12 protein-coding genes are annotated in these 13150 nt (G+C 53.4%); 6 read left to right on the top strand and 6 right to left on the bottom strand.

Annotated features, from left to right (window positions below; genetic code table 11):
• Window positions 1-104: 104 nt before the first annotated feature.
• The gene (locus tag POR16_RS12240) at window positions 105-551 is read right to left on the bottom strand and encodes an NUDIX hydrolase (protein WP_005886928.1); all 447 of its coding nucleotides are present in this window, start codon (window positions 549-551) and stop codon (window positions 105-107) included.
• 293 nt (window positions 552-844) lie between these two features.
• Here POR16_RS12240 and POR16_RS12245 point away from each other — a divergent pair, with 293 nt between their 5' ends.
• The 4 genes from POR16_RS12245 (at window position 845) to POR16_RS12260 (ending at window position 5762) form a co-directional block, all read left to right on the top strand.
• A complete protein-coding gene (locus POR16_RS12245; protein ID WP_024671548.1) occupies window positions 845-2161 on the top strand; it encodes a methyl-accepting chemotaxis protein in 1317 nt (438 codons plus the stop codon).
• A 282-nt stretch (window positions 2162-2443) separates the two neighbouring features.
• Entirely contained in the window at window positions 2444-3919 is a 1476-nt protein-coding gene (locus POR16_RS12250) for a putative bifunctional diguanylate cyclase/phosphodiesterase (RefSeq protein ID WP_042931970.1), read from the top strand.
• A 230-nt stretch (window positions 3920-4149) separates the two neighbouring features.
• Window positions 4150-4509 carry a hypothetical protein gene (locus POR16_RS12255; protein WP_005886919.1) on the top strand — a complete coding sequence of 120 codons (360 nt, stop codon included), beginning with the start codon at window positions 4150-4152 and terminating at the stop codon, window positions 4507-4509.
• 230 nt (window positions 4510-4739) lie between these two features.
• A complete protein-coding gene (locus POR16_RS12260) occupies window positions 4740-5762 on the top strand; it encodes a zinc-dependent alcohol dehydrogenase family protein (RefSeq protein WP_024690587.1) in 1023 nt (340 codons plus the stop codon).
• A gap of 130 nt (window positions 5763-5892) precedes the next feature.
• On the opposite strand, the gene POR16_RS12265 is transcribed toward POR16_RS12260, so the two are convergent.
• Window positions 5893-7017, bottom strand: coding sequence for a metallophosphoesterase (locus POR16_RS12265; protein WP_122381300.1), 1125 nt, complete (start codon window positions 7015-7017; stop codon window positions 5893-5895).
• A 315-nt stretch (window positions 7018-7332) separates the two neighbouring features.
• Between POR16_RS12265 and POR16_RS12275 the strand changes: the two genes are divergently transcribed.
• The gene (locus POR16_RS12275) at window positions 7333-8511 is read left to right on the top strand and encodes a DUF2252 domain-containing protein (RefSeq protein WP_005886909.1); all 1179 of its coding nucleotides are present in this window, start codon (window positions 7333-7335) and stop codon (window positions 8509-8511) included.
• A gap of 31 nt (window positions 8512-8542) precedes the next feature.
• Here POR16_RS12275 and tspO read toward each other — a convergent pair whose 3' ends face one another.
• The 4 genes from tspO to POR16_RS12295 all read right to left on the bottom strand — a co-directional run bounded on the left by tspO (window position 8543) and on the right by POR16_RS12295 (window position 12152).
• Complete coding sequence (gene tspO / locus POR16_RS12280) at window positions 8543-8983, bottom strand: tryptophan-rich sensory protein TspO (RefSeq protein WP_005886907.1); 441 nt, start codon at window positions 8981-8983, stop codon at window positions 8543-8545.
• A gap of 354 nt (window positions 8984-9337) precedes the next feature.
• A complete protein-coding gene (locus POR16_RS12285) occupies window positions 9338-10351 on the bottom strand; it encodes a GlxA family transcriptional regulator (RefSeq protein ID WP_024671554.1) in 1014 nt (337 codons plus the stop codon).
• A gap of 89 nt (window positions 10352-10440) precedes the next feature.
• Window positions 10441-11391, bottom strand: a complete 951-nt coding sequence (locus POR16_RS12290) for a hypothetical protein (protein WP_005886901.1) — start codon at window positions 11389-11391, stop codon at window positions 10441-10443.
• A 398-nt stretch (window positions 11392-11789) separates the two neighbouring features.
• Window positions 11790-12152: a DUF4260 family protein gene (locus tag POR16_RS12295; RefSeq protein WP_053486418.1), complete on the bottom strand. Its 363-nt coding sequence runs from the start codon at window positions 12150-12152 to the stop codon at window positions 11790-11792.
• A gap of 128 nt (window positions 12153-12280) precedes the next feature.
• On the opposite strand from POR16_RS12295, the gene POR16_RS12300 reads away from it, so the two are divergent.
• Window positions 12281-12712, top strand: a complete 432-nt coding sequence (locus tag POR16_RS12300; protein ID WP_005886899.1) for a hypothetical protein — start codon at window positions 12281-12283, stop codon at window positions 12710-12712.
• Window positions 12713-13150 lie beyond the last annotated feature (438 nt).

Consider the following 13150-nt stretch of genomic DNA (forward strand, 5'->3'; position numbering starts at 1 on the left):
AGCACCAACGTCAAACAGTGCGCAGACTTCCGTACAGAGCACCTATCCAGCGCCAATATATGCGCTAGGGGCCAGCCAGGAAACGCTGCCTTTCGTCTGGACACTCATTCCAGCAGGCAAGATTTTCTGAGCAGTTCGGACAGGCCTTCAGGCACCAGCGCAGATGTAGCGGTGAAGCTGGAAACCGGATGCCATGTCGCCTTGAAAGGTGAACCATCGCTTTCAAGGCCCTCCAGCCAGGGCTTCTCGTAAACTGCTGCATCTTCAAACCTTGCATCATAGACCTGGACGATCTCATGTCCTCGCATGCCCGCGTAGGTAAAAATGCTTTCCAACGTGCCAATCAATCGAACGTTGCTGATCGAAAGACCCAACTCTTCATGCACTTCTCGGACGATGGCATCGATGCTTCGTTCACCAAACTCGATGCCACCGCCAATCGGACGGAAAAGGGTTCGCTTTTCGACGGCGTCGTAGAATTGGTTGACCAATATTTTTCCGCGACGGTGGAAGATGCAAAGTGCAAGGGGACGGATGTGAGGTTCTGGCATGCGTAAAAGCCTCTATCTTACCGTTCAGCAATATGCAAACGATGTCAATCTTCTCTTCAGCTATTGTTCAGACTGGCAAAAAGGGTCGACCACTGACCGGTAACTTGATTCATCAGCAGATACACGGTTCGTCATAAAGAAAACTTTGCCATACGAATAAAAGACAATTTGGATCCCAAACTAAGCCTTGGAAGTTCTATCTGTCTTTTTCGATATTAGTTTATTAAGCGCGCTAAAGGTTTCGGTTTCATGACCGATCAAGATTACAACCCAAACTGTCCCGGATAGTCGCAATGTTCAACACGCATTTGAAAAACACCAACAAGGCATTGGAGCGCCGCCTCGCCATGCTTGAACAAGCCGGGCAAATCCTCAATCTGGAGACTGTTGCCGTCGTTCTGGATGCCTCGGGCAAGGTGCAGAACGTCAACGGTCTGTTTGAAACGGAAATGAGCTACTCACAAAGCGAGATTGCCGGGCGCAACCTTTCTGAACTGAGCCCGCCAGAGCTAAGCGGTGATGTTCATCAGAAGCGCGCCTTGACTGCGATTCGGGAAGGCAAGCACTTCAGTGGCACCTTGAGGCTGATCAGCAAGACAGGTACCAGGGTCTGGCTGAGGACAGTGGTCGTACCCTTCAAAAATGAAACAGGCGGCATCGAACAGATCACGTTGTACTCGAGTGTTCTCACGCGGACGATCGAGGCATCGCGTGAAAACGAGGCCCTCGTCAATGCCTTGCAGCGCTCTACCGCCGTGATCGACTTCACCCTTGATGGAATTGTCATTGGCGCCAATAACAACTTTCTGAAAGCGATGGGCTACGAGCTTAATCAGATAAAAGGCAAGCATCACAAGATTTTTTGTCTGCCTGAAGAGTCCAGTTCTGATGCTTATACCCAGTTCTGGGAAAGACTGCGGCGCGGTGAATTCATCGTCAACCGTTTTCGCCGGGTCGACAAGTCTGGCCGCGATGTATGGCTTGAAGCATCTTATAACCCTATCACCGACGCAAACGGCAAACTCTATAAGATCGCCAAGTTTGCGACAGTTATTACTGAACAGGTTGAACGTGAGAAAGCCGTCGCCGAAGCGTCGGAGATGGCCTATCAGACATCTATCGACACTGACACAAGCGCACAGCAAGGTCGAAAAGTAATCAACGACACGCTTCAAATGCTCGGCCAGCTGACGATTTCGATGGGAGAGGCCACGCGGGGCATCGAGGCACTTGACTCTCAAAGTCAGGTGATCGGGACGATCATAAAAACCATCAGCGGGATCGCCGAGCAAACCAACTTGCTCGCATTGAACGCCGCCATCGAGGCCGCCCGCGCAGGCGAACAGGGTAGGGGGTTCGCAGTCGTCGCTGACGAAGTGCGGCAGTTGGCCTCGCGCACCACAAAGGCGGCGGAAGAAATTGTAAATGTGGTTAAGACCAACCAAAGCCTGGCTTCAGAAGCGGTCAGCGTGATCGTGCGCAGCACTGAGCAGGCTTCCGAAGCACTGGTATTGGCCAACGACGCCGACCGTGTCATTCAGGAGATCCAGCAGGGCGCCAATACTGTAGTACGGGCAGTCAGTCGTTTTGTCAGTCAGCGCTCGAATTAATTGCACGCTGACTGATCGGCTCCGGGGGCCACGTTAATCGTACTCCCTGGGGCCATGCCTGGTCAGCGCTCGGCGTGGGACCGTTTGTCTTCAAACCTGACGCTTGACTAGCGATAACTTGTTTATAGCCGTAGCACCCGCAGTCCCTCGAGCGTAGCCCTTATGTCATTTACCCGCGATCCGCGAACGGTTCGTAAATACCTGTACACCGTGTTGTGGCTTTACTTGTTTTCTCTATTCCTGTTGGCAGTGGTGTGGGAGTTCAAACTTGAAGCCCTGGCCATGTACACCATGAACCTGCCTTACGATTCAGACTTCGAAAACGCCGAACGTTGGCGCTTTGTATTGACGTCGACCGGGTTTGCGCTGTTGTCGATGGTCGTTCCGTTCATACTGCTGAAACGTCTGATGCAACGATTGCAGGGCAGCTACAACGACTTGCTGGCCTCGCAGACACTCAGCGATTCGCTGGCCCGTCACGACCCGTTATCCGGTCTGCTTAATCGTCGGGTGTTTCATGAGCAACTGGTCGCGCGCTTACAGGAAACATCTATGCAGACCGCCGTCTTCCTGATCGATCTGGATAAATTCAAGTTAATAAACGATACCCACGGGCATGCCGTGGGAGACGCCGCTATTTGTGCCGTTGCAGAAAGTCTGCGCGAGGCAACTGCAGGGTTACAGGCTTCCGTGGCGCGGCTGGGAGGGGACGAGTTCGGTCTGGCGGTAAGCGGTAATTTCAGCCAGGTGGAACTGGCGACACTCGCTGAAAGCGTTCTGTCAAAAATTGCAGCGTCCAGGACAAGTGTGTCACGTGTGGCCCTCAGTGCTTCTTTGGGCGTTGCCGTTTCGCCACTGGACGGTTCAGATGCAGACATCCTGCTGCAGCGTGCCGACAGCGCGATGTATCGAGGCAAGAGCGGCGGCCGAGCCTCGTTTCACTTCTACGAGGTCAGTTTTGAGCGCGAACAACGCCTGCAGGAGCTATTCGCGCAGGAACTGAGGCATGCGATTGAAGAGAAACATATTCAGCCGTTTTATCAGCCTATCGTCAGTCTTCCCGAACAACGCCTTGCGGGGTTCGAGCTGCTGGCACGATGGCTGCACCCCGAGCGGGGCATCATCATGCCAATGGACTTCATACCCGTGGCGGAACAGCTGGGGCTGATCAAGCAACTTACCGAGAGTCTGTTAGTGCAGGCCTTCGATCATACGCTTGACTGGCCTAGCGACTTCACACTGTCAATCAATGTCACTTCGCTGATGATCGAAAACCTCGACTTTCCCGAATGGCTTGAGCAACTGGCCAGCGAAGGCAGATTTCCGTTGAGTCGTCTGGAAGTGGAAGTGACGGAAAACGCTCTGGTGGCCAACATGAACAGCGCCCGCTTGAACCTGGAACGTTTACGCGCAATGGGAGTGAGCGTTGCACTGGACGATTTCGGGACGGGTTATTCAGGGCTTTATCACTTGACCAAGCTGGCCATCGACAAAATCAAGATCGACAGGTCTTTCTTTGATACGTCTCTGGATAACCAGAATGAAATGGTCAAAGCCATCCTTGCCTTGGGTAAGAGCTTGCGCATGAAAATTACCGCCGAGGGAGTAGAGCACGAGCAGTTGGCGGACTGGCTGGCCATCAATAAATGCGACTTTGCCCAAGGCTACCTGTTTGGAAAGCCGCTACCTTTGGCTCAGGCGAAAGCGCTGCTGGCAATGAGTGCGCCAGCCAGGCCGGTCAGGGCAAGTGCCGTGTAGTTATTCAGTCTTGAACCGAAGACTCGTCCAAAATGATGAGACGGGTATATTTCTTTCGCTATGCCCAGATACCTGACGAGCAGGCGGTCTTGTCGCTCAAATGGTGCAGGCATATTCCGCTAAAGGCTCAATAGCCTGCGCGTTGTTTCGATTCGCCAGCCAGAATGGGTCATCCGGTAACCGGGCACAGGAAGGCCCGGACACCATCATCTTTAGAACGGGCACGCAGCATGATGATCAATAACTCGGACTTGGCCGAAATGCTTCCTTCAGCACTCACGGGTGTCACTGTCGGGGTGGGCGCTCAGGTACTGCTTTTTGGCGACGTCGCCAGCGTAATGATTCAGTGCTCGTTTTTTTGCGAAATCAATGGCGTGGGCAGGTGGGGGCATGGAGAAGATGTGGCCACCAGCCCTTTGTTTTTTGATTTCCTCAATGTCGATATAGAACGCATTTCAATTGACGAATTTGCCATTTTGACTGTTGCATTCAACCGGGGAATGATCCTGAAAATCTTTCCCGAGAACAATGGACTGGAGTCGTATGTGATCAATACACCAAGCGACATATTCCCTGTCATTTTGTGGTAACGCACAGTCCAGGCGAACAATGAATGCCACTCTCCAACAACGCTCTACGAGCCCTTGTTTAATGGCGCAGGCATGCTTCACAAACTGCTTGCTGTACTTGCGACCAAGCCAAGAGCAGGTATGGTGTAGGCAGTAAAGCCGAAGCCGCGCAACCTTCAGCCAAGCTGTAATGACATTTACGAGGCGCGATACACGTCTGGTTTTGCGCTGATGGTACAAGGATTATTCTAATGAAAGCTTTTCAGATCGGGCTTCAACAAGGCCTGGATTCTCTGACCCCTACCACTCGCCCCGAGCCGATTGCCGGGCCTGGAGAAGCCGTTGTGGCGCCTCGCATGGTGAGCCTGATCAGCCGGGACGTTCAAATTCTTCGAGGTGTATACGGTCCCATACAGTCTCCCGAGCGCATTCCCATGTCCGAAGGTGTAGGTGAGGTCATTGCTGTGGGCGAGGGCGTCAACCAGGTCAAACCTGGCGACCGAGTCATCTGCGGTCACTTCCCTGATTGGCTGGAGGGCGAATTCCGGACTAGCGTTTTTGCTCATGATGTCGGCGTGACGCATGACGGCTGGCTAGCTGAAAAGGTCGTACTACCCGCAGCTGCACTCATTCGAGTGCCGGGCTCGTTGGCAGACAAGGATGTGGCCGCGCTTGCCTCTGCCGGTCTGACCGCCTGGAACGCTCTGATAGAGGTTTGCAAGCTTAAACCGGGCGAGCTTGTTCTTTGTCTGGGTACTGGCGGGGTGGCTCTGGCCGCGCTGAAGCTTGCCAAGCTTCACGGTGCCCGGGTGGCGATCACATCGTCAAGTGACGAGAAACTGGACATTGCCCGCCAGTTGGGCGCGGACATCACTATCAATTACCGCAAACACCCTGACTGGGCTGCGCAGGTCATGGCCCTGAGCGATAACGCCGGAGCCGACATCGTTGTCGAAACAGGAGGTCAGGACACTTTGGGCCAGTCGCTTGCCGCTGCCGCCGTCAACGGACGGATTGCAGTTATAGGTGTGACGCCCGGCCAGCACTCTCCGATTCCCGACTACCTGTCCCTTATCATCAAGAACGTGACAATCCGAGGTATCGCTAACGGTAGCCGCAATATGTTCGTCGACCTCATTCGCGCAGTCGAAGCGAACCGTATCGAAACCGTGGTCGCCAAGACCTTCACGTTCGATGATGCACCTGCGGCCTATGCCTATTTCGCAGCGGCGAACCACGTAGGAAAAGTGTTGATCGATTTCGACCGAAGTTGAGGGCAGGGCGCAAAAAGCTCGATACAGGGCGAAGGCTTGAATGCCTTGGTCTATCCGCTCTGTACCGCGCCATTAGTTTGTACCCTGGCCCGGTCGTATACTGCTTCAGTTTATTAGTCTATCCCTCTGACTAAGCGTCCGGCGCTCGTCGAAGGGTGATGCGTGTCAGCTCCGACGGTTTGCCGAGGCGGATGGCAAACCCCGGCCAGAGCGCAGTGCCGTTGTTGACGTACAGTTGCATTCCGGCAACGTCATAAAGCCCTGATACAAAGCCGCCGTTTGCCATGGCCAAGAGTCGATGAATACCAAAAATCATCCCGCCGTGGGTATGTCCGGACAGCTGCACAGCCACGCCTTGAGCTGAAGCCGCGCGCGCGTTCCTTGGTTGATGGTCGAGCAAAATGATCGGCGTATCCTTCGCTATGCCAGCTATGGCTTTTTGAAAGTCGGGGGCGGGAAACCCTGTTTTAGGTGCAGTTAAATCCGTTACGCCAGCCAGTGCAATTCGGGCACCGTCATGCTCGATGAATGTGTGACTGTTCGCCAGCGGTATCATCCCCAACGAAACGAAGTGCTGCATCCATGCTTTGTTGTCGAAGAAATACTCGTGGTTACCGGGTATGACATAAACGCCATCCGGCGCACGCAAATCACGCAATGCATCGATATCCAGCTTCCTGTTGCTGAGCGAGCCGTCGATAAGATCTCCCGTGATGACAATAAGATCGACACCCAAGGCGTTCGATTCTTTCACCACCGCTTGTGTCCACGGCGCATCAAACAGGCGACTGATATGCATGTCAGTCAGTTGCAATACCTTATAGCCCTCAAATTGCGGGGGAAGGTTTCTGACTGCGATATCGATATCCTTGATGGGCGGCACGCGCACTGCCTGCTGGACACCGATTGCAGCGAGCAGCAGTGCTGCGACCCCGATGCTGTAACGCACTTTTGCTGGAACAGCCAGCCGTTGGCGCCGAATCAGCATTGTCAGCACGGTGCCGAGGTCGACAATGATTTGCAGCACGGCAAGTAACAGGATCGCGCCAAATGCCCAGTTGAAGAGCATAACCACATAGCGCGGAAATTCCGGCGAGAACACGCTGCCGGAGGAGAACCGACAATACAGGTGATATTGCGAGGCGAGAACAAGCAGCGTGCCGACGGCTATTCGCGACGACAGTGCCCAAGGCATCGGCAATAAATAACGCAGGATAACGTACAGGCAAGGCAGGCTGAACATGACGTGAAACATTAACTCGGTTCCCTGATCATCAGTGTTTGCTTCGTCGCCAATCCGGCTTCCGAGAGTTTTTGTCTCGCGCCTCCAACACGTTGTCTGTGGTGCATTTGTCATTTCACTCATAGATAAACAGATGCAATCACGCCATACAAAGACCAGACTCACAAGGCCCCAGACATCTCGGTACAACTGTATTCTCATCCGCTGACTCTTTGTCAGGGCAGCATCTCCCGCCGTGCTTGACTCACAGTGCAATAAATTTGAAATATCTTGAAACATTCCACTGGCCGCGCGAGTCAATGAAATAACTCTCTTCAAGGTTTTCCGATGAAAACGCCTCGCCCCAACGCACGCCATAAACCCCTGACCGATCTGCGCAATCTCAAGATGGCCCGCTCTGCGCATGCGTTCGTGCGAGGCAACACCGCTCAGTTTTACGAGTGGCTCCACAGCCAGTCAGGCAGACGTTTGCCCAGCGGCCCGCCGGTCTGGATTTGCGGCGATTGCCATGCCGGTAATCTGGGGCCAACGGGAGATTCAAAAGGGCGCATCGATATGCACATACGCGACCTTGATCAGGCTGTGATCGGCAATCCTGCTCACGACCTTGTGAGGCTGGGACTGTCGTTGGCGACAGCTGCGCGCGGCTCGGACCTGCCTGGGGTCACGACCGCTCGGATGCTGGAAGAGATGATGCAAGGCTACGAAGAAGCCTTTTTGGGCGACGGCGATGAAGAGCCTGATCGCCCGGTACAGGTAAAAGCCGGGATGCGCAGCGCGGTGCAGCGTACGTGGAAGCACCTTGCCAAGGAACGCTTTGAAGATACTCAACCCAGCATTCCGCTGGGCAAGCATTTCTGGGCACTGTCGCGTGCAGAGCGCGATGCCATTAAAGCGCTCTGTTCGACGGCGGAAATTCATGCGCTGGTGACATCGCTAAAGGGCAGGTCTCAGGACGACCGAGTGCAATTACTTGACTCTGCGTATTGGGTAAAAGGCTGTAGCTCTCTTGGCCTGCTTCGCTACGCGGTATTAATGGGCGTGGGTGATGAAGATGATCAGGAGTTCTGTCTGCTGGATATCAAGGAAGCGGTCGCCGCCGCTGCTCCGCGTACTGCAAGAGCGCCTATGCCCAGAGACAATGGCAAAAGAGTAGTGGAGGGTGCCAGGCATCTTTCGCCCGGCTTGGGAAGTCGGATGGTGGCTGTAAGAATGCTGGATCACTCGTTCTTCATACGTGAACTGCTTCCTCAGGATATGAAGCTGGAACTTGATGAACTTACCCAGCAGGAGGCTATGCAGGCAGCCGCATACCTCGCGAAAGTGGTAGGCATGGCGCACGCCAGGCAGATGGACCTGGCGACGCGCACCGCGTGGATCCGGGATCTGCAAACAAATCGATCCCAGACCCTCGACGCTCCCTCTTGGTTATGGTCAAGCGTGGTTCAACTGGTCGGTAGTCATGAGCAGGGCTACCTGGAACATTGCCGGCGCTATGCGCTATAGCGCTTTATCCCTCGTTCAAACGGAATGGCAATTATCTATTGTGGCGCAGAATGGAAAAGTTCAGCGCCGCAGCTACCGAGAGCCACACCAGATACGGGAATAAAATCAGCCCTGTAACAATATCCAGCTGCAACGCCATTACGATCATTGTGGCGACAACAATCCATAGCAAGACCAGAATCACCATTGCAGCTACAAGACGGGTTGCGCCAAAAAACACCGGCGTCCACAACGTATTCAGCGCAATCTGAGCAGCCCACAACGCCAGCACGGTCTCGCTGCCGGGGATCAGGGTCAAGCGATAGCCTGCCCAAGCGAGGAGCAGATAGATCGTGGTCCATGCCACTGGAAATGCCCAGTTCGGCGGAGTGAAAGCAGGTTTCTTAAGGGACTCGTACCATGCGCCTGGTTTGAAGATGATGCCGGTTGCTGCTGCGGCGCAGCAGGCTAGAAGAAAGATATAGAAGGTCATGTGTCATCCTGAGCGATAGCGATGTGGTGGAACGATCTGGTACGGCTTCTGCGAGCGACGCTCGCCTAGCGCTTCTCCATTTGTACCGATGAGCCGTTATCGGGATTACTTTTCGTCCCCTGCTCACTGTCAGAATTATCAAAGCACCCCGACAAGGCTGCAGTCACGGATAGGATTAGAAACAGCGTTTTGGGGGTTTTCTGCATGTTGCAAACTCCTGTGGTCGACAATGTCTCTGATGCCTCACCTCTTCGCGGGTTCAACATCAATCAGGCGCGAAGCCGGGGATAGCCAGATTTCAAAGCGGATCCAGCCTGGAGCGATGTAGCAATTTGTGCTGGTTGAGGAGATGCGTTAAATGGCGTGCCGACTTTCCTTGGAAGGTCGGTAGCCGAAGTAAGAGCTGTAGCACGTGCTGAAGTGGCTCGGTGAGACGAAACCACAGGCGACTGCGACCTCTGTGAGAGAGAGATCGGTGTGCTGAATAAGGCGACGGGCCTCGGTTATACGTAACTCTAGATAATAGCGCTGCGGCGTGGTGCCGAGTTGCTCCTTGAACAGCCTCTCGATCTGACGCCGGGACCGTCCCGCATAAACGGCCAATTGTTCCAGTTCCAGAGGTTCCTCAAGGTTTGAGTCCATCAGTTTGACGACCTCCCTCAATGGAGCACTGACGGACAGATGCCTTGACGGTTTGATCCTGCGATAACGAGAGGCTTCGAAAGACAGAATGTCCTCGATGCCCTCAACCAGCTCCTTATCATGCAGGCCCTTGATCCACTCCAACACCATCTGAAATGCGCCGACCGGGCTCGAAGCAGTCATTCGGTTTCGATCCAAAACATAGGCCTCACTGGTCACATGGGTGATTCTGGATATCTCGGCCAGCGCAGATCGGTGTTCGGGGTGAATGGCACATCGGTATCCATCAAGAAGCCCGGCAGCGCCCAGGAACCATGCGCCATTCCATAAGCCGGCCAGAATCACATCGCATTCCGAAGCCGTGCGAAGCAGGGCCGTAAGAGATGGATCGATTTTGAGCTCAGTCCTATAGCCGCCGCAGACGACGAGAAGATCAAGCTCCTTGAGTTCGCTGACATTTAGAACAGCATCGGGACGGATGATCAGCCCCAGATCGCTCTGAATTTCATGCTCGGCCAATCCGAACGTTCTGGATGTGAAAAGATTAGGCCTTAGCAGGTTCGCGGTGACCACGGTATCCAGGGCCTGGGTGAAGGCGGGCAGTGAGAAGTGCTGGAGCAGCAAGAAACCAATACTGGCCTGGGACGGTGTTTCTCTTTCGTCATTGTCCAGATAGCGGAAATTTTTGCGCAATGTTGTACGGCTGAATTCTCTTCTCTCGACCATCTTCTCTTCACCTGAACATCGCAGCAATCGCATAGCTAATGAAAGTCCTGCTGCCACTGCGCGCCGCTCATGTGCCCGCACTGGCTGGCTTATGGAGCCGTCCCTGGAACGGCTCGGTATACGGCGACCTGATCTGAACGTATAGTTTCTTTCAGTACGTAAGTCGCCCCCTCTTTGATGTTGATCTCCCAGTGTTTGTTCGCTTTCGATGCTTTTGCGTTAAAACCTGACTCAGGCACGTTGTCGAAGCTGTTGTATCGATACAGGTTGTACGCCACGCCTGGCTTGAGCCCCGAGACAGTGAAGTTCAAGTTCAGATTCGCGGAATCAGGACGGCTATTGGAGTTTTCATCCATCACCGGTTTTTCTTCATTCACATCGGTGGTGAGGCGAACCGGAAGCGTCTTGCCGTCCCGGTCGATAATCCCGGTGATGGCCACGCCATAGTTTTTTCCGCCGCTGGGTAATGAATACAGCGGTCGATTCTCGTCATTGGCTTCTTCTCGATTCGCCTGAAATGCTCCGAACTTAAAGCGGTAACGATAGGCCGGCTTTCTATCGGGCGACCAAAGACCGTTATCGCTGAACGTAATGGCGTCATCAGCGTAATAGGCAGCAGGTTGGGTAGCGGGTTTGCTAGACGATACGCCAATGACGGGAACGATATGGTCGTATTCACCATCGCCTTGGCTCCCATTTTCATTTTCGAACTGAGAAAAATTCTCGTAAACGCCGATGATGACCGGGTAACCGACCAACACATTGTCCTTGACCCATGCCAGGAATTCGTTTGCATTCGCCATAGTAGGGCTGTTCCACTCAACAGCTTTCAGGCGCATTTTAGTGGCAGCAGCCGCATCGTTCACCCCCAACAGTAACTGACTGCCACGCTTGGATTGCCTGATGTTCGGGCTTGCGATTGCGCGGGCATCGAACTGTGAAACGTATTGGCCATAGTAAAGGCCGGCACTGATGAGCGCCGTTTCACCGCAATAACCATAGTTTGCTTCCCACTGAAGGCGTGGGGGAATGTCGTTCATTTGGGTGCCGCTTTTTGTCGCGTTTATACCTGTCGAGTTGGGGGGCGGGTTTGCTGCATGGGCTATTGAGAAAGGCGTACACAGTGTTAAAGCCATTAGCAGGCACAGAGGGCCTGGGTGAGTGCAGTGGCTTTTCATGAGCATGCCGAAGTCAAACATTTTTATCACCCTTGCTGAGCGGATCAAGAAGCGGGGTATTGACCAGTATTGAATAACTCAACGTGTCCACCAATCGTGAGGTGTCTCCAGGTCACACCCCCGTCGTTCCAGCGGTGTTGCAGGCAATGGATTTCTCCCGCTCAAGACGGGCGATCCGTGCTTCGAACTCCTGGATTTTTTGCTGCCCGGGCGCGGTGCTAGTGCGCTTAGGAGCGAACCATGGAAAGGCTGCCTACTTATCAACGACCGATTTTACCTAGGTGGGTATAAGTGAAGCCTTGTGGTAACTTCAGGCCATAGCCGAGCATTCGATCAAAACCAGCGTGCGCCAGCCATAGAGCACCTATCGCGCCTAATTCAGGGGTTGACCATATCATTCCGGTCGCAAGTAAAGCAGCACCGGACGCATACAAATGAAGGGTGTTATAGCAGTAAGCCCCAACTCTAGGGCCTAATGCATATACCGGGAGGAGTTGCTGACGGTTCTGATGCTTGCTCATGAATATCAGGCTTCTTGGGGATTTATCGCGCGGGGTAGGGTAGGCGCAGATGAGGCGACTGGCCAGGCCATGCTCGCTCCAGACATCTTGAGCATCGGTCATTCATGATCTACTCATCAGTGGTCAGCGATAAGCCGCTGCGATAACTTGGTTGCATATCATCGGGCAAGAAATTTAGGTTGTAACAGTCGGCCTAACGGTCATAAAACACGTCGTTTAGCAGGAGCCACATGGACGAGCTAAGAGTTTTCAGCCACCCCCACTGGATAGTGACTCATCGGCGAGATTCACGTTATGACGGGTATTTGATAATTTCGTCTGAAGAGACGGCTTCAGGTCTCAGCGATTTGAGCGACGAAGCCATGTCATCTCTAGGTTTAGTGATGAAAACCTCGGAGCGTCTGCTGGCAAAGGTTTATTCCCCGTACAAAGTAATGTTTTACAAATTGGGATTTTCTCTCGATTTCAACGCGCATTTTCATGTCGCTCCAGTCTCCGAAGACTTGCTCACAGAGATTTCAAAACACCCTGGTTATTCCGACAATCCTGACGGTAATGACACAATCGTTTTTCTGAGTCGAGAATACTGTGAAAGAACTCTTACAGCTTGCGAAGCAGAAAAGCAGTTATCGGCGGTTCATGTGCTCAGGGCCTCTCTGTGACTAAGTGTAGTGGTCTAACGATTTCGGAGTTGGCTGAGCCAGCTCCAGCAGGAGCGCAGCGGAGTAACGCCCTGACGCCCGATGATACGTTTGCGAAAGGAATAGAATCGTCTATTTCGTTGATCTATATAGACTTCTAATCATCGATTTGCAAATTATTGGAAGATGCCTGATTCGTTTCTACAGTTTTTAGCAAATCTCGTAGGCGTTTTCTCCGCCTTAATGAAATCTCCCATTGGCGTTTCTATACGTTTCTGAACAGGTACGGGGCCCCTTGGAGATTCCGAAACCTGGTCAGCCTCTTCTGTCTCCATGTAGGTTCGACGTGTCGCCACCCTTCAGAAATGAAGCTCACGACGCCCGTAGCCCCTTAATACCCGAACGACATGACATGGCTTATATTGGCTTAGATGGAGGTCAGGATCGGCATACGCGACG

It is taken from the genome of Pseudomonas coronafaciens pv. oryzae str. 1_6 (assembly GCF_000156995.2).
Classification (GTDB): Bacteria; Pseudomonadota; Gammaproteobacteria; order Pseudomonadales; family Pseudomonadaceae; genus Aquipseudomonas; species Aquipseudomonas tremae.

Bases quoted from the DNA above. Each gene is read 5' to 3' on its own strand.
- POR16_RS12240 (WP_005886928.1), bottom strand. From the start codon at position 551: ATGCCAGAACCTCACATCCGTCCCCTTGCACTTTGCATCTTCCACCGT.
- POR16_RS12245 (WP_024671548.1), top strand. From the start codon at position 845: ATGTTCAACACGCATTTGAAAAACACCAACAAGGCATTGGAGCGCCGC.
- POR16_RS12250 (WP_042931970.1), top strand. From the start codon at position 2,444: ATGTACACCATGAACCTGCCTTACGATTCAGACTTCGAAAACGCCGAA.
- POR16_RS12255 (WP_005886919.1), top strand. From the start codon at position 4,150: ATGATGATCAATAACTCGGACTTGGCCGAAATGCTTCCTTCAGCACTC.
- POR16_RS12260 (WP_024690587.1), top strand. From the start codon at position 4,740: ATGAAAGCTTTTCAGATCGGGCTTCAACAAGGCCTGGATTCTCTGACC.
- POR16_RS12265 (WP_122381300.1), bottom strand. From the start codon at position 7,017: ATGTTTCACGTCATGTTCAGCCTGCCTTGCCTGTACGTTATCCTGCGT.
- POR16_RS12275 (WP_005886909.1), top strand. From the start codon at position 7,333: ATGAAAACGCCTCGCCCCAACGCACGCCATAAACCCCTGACCGATCTG.
- tspO (WP_005886907.1), bottom strand. From the start codon at position 8,983: ATGACCTTCTATATCTTTCTTCTAGCCTGCTGCGCCGCAGCAGCAACC.
- POR16_RS12285 (WP_024671554.1), bottom strand. From the start codon at position 10,351: ATGGTCGAGAGAAGAGAATTCAGCCGTACAACATTGCGCAAAAATTTC.
- POR16_RS12290 (WP_005886901.1), bottom strand. From the start codon at position 11,391: ATGAACGACATTCCCCCACGCCTTCAGTGGGAAGCAAACTATGGTTAT.
- POR16_RS12295 (WP_053486418.1), bottom strand. From the start codon at position 12,152: ATGACCGATGCTCAAGATGTCTGGAGCGAGCATGGCCTGGCCAGTCGC.
- POR16_RS12300 (WP_005886899.1), top strand. From the start codon at position 12,281: ATGGACGAGCTAAGAGTTTTCAGCCACCCCCACTGGATAGTGACTCAT.